Here is a 778-nt window from a genome sequence, read left to right as displayed (position 1 = left end):
AATTGGATATCAATCCGCTGGCGAATGGCCGCGAATGACTGAAGCTGAAGGCGATCCCATAATTCGGTCTGTCCGACCATGATGAGCGCCATCGGGCTCTGCGCATCCATCCGGAAGTTCAGGAGGAATCGCACCTCTTCCAACATCTCCCGGTCCAGTAAGTGGGCTTCATCCACGACACAGACAGGCGTCAGCTTGTGGATGCCTTTCATCAATTCGATTTCGCGATGCAGCTGCCGCTTGGCATCGCCCCGATAGAACTTCGACTCGAGTCCCAACTGTTCCAACATGCCTTTGTAGAAATGCCGCGGCGTCAACTTGGAATCGGACAGATAAAGCAGTTTAAAGCGTGAAGGATCCAGTTGATCGGTGAAACGGCGTATTGCGGTGGTCTTTCCAAGCCCGCATTCCCCGGTCATCACCGCGAAAAGCTGCCGTTCTGCCGCATAGTTCAGGCGGCCGATGATTTCTTCCAGTTGATTGGATTCGTACAGTTCGGCAGTCGGGATATCCCGCGAGAATGGCGTTGCCTTCATCTCAAAGAACGATTCAAACATGCTCCACACCGCCTTTTCCGATATTCCGGAAGCTCACGGCGGGTACACTCGGTGTGATGGCAGATGCCTTGCGGTCCGCGTTCACTTTTTTGGCGCCTTGCAGGAGTCGCGACGAACCGGCAGGTTCTTTCGTCATTTTCTCCGGTAGCGAGGGCCGTTTCCCGGTCTTCTCCGTGATGACCATTTCCCGTGCCTTCCAGCTGTCATAACCTGGATAGTCG

The 778-nt window shown here is 54.5% G+C and carries 1 protein-coding gene and 1 pseudogene; both read right to left on the bottom strand.

The features are described from left to right. Nucleotides 1–557: ExeA family protein (locus tag QMA09_RS17095; RefSeq protein WP_290213995.1), on the bottom strand; the 557-nt coding region annotated here is incomplete at its 3' end. Further along, nucleotides 550–778 (bottom strand): annotated as a pseudogene (locus QMA09_RS17090) (transposase); the annotation flags it as partial. The gene QMA09_RS17095 and the pseudogene QMA09_RS17090, both read right to left, overlap by 8 nt.

The sequence above is a fragment of the Planococcus sp. APC 3906 genome (assembly GCF_030407685.1).
GTDB classification, from domain to species: Bacteria; Bacillota; Bacilli; order Bacillales_A; family Planococcaceae; genus Planococcus; species Planococcus koreensis.
The sequence above is the reverse complement of the archived record's forward strand: the minus strand, read 5'-3'. Positions and strand labels throughout refer to the sequence as shown.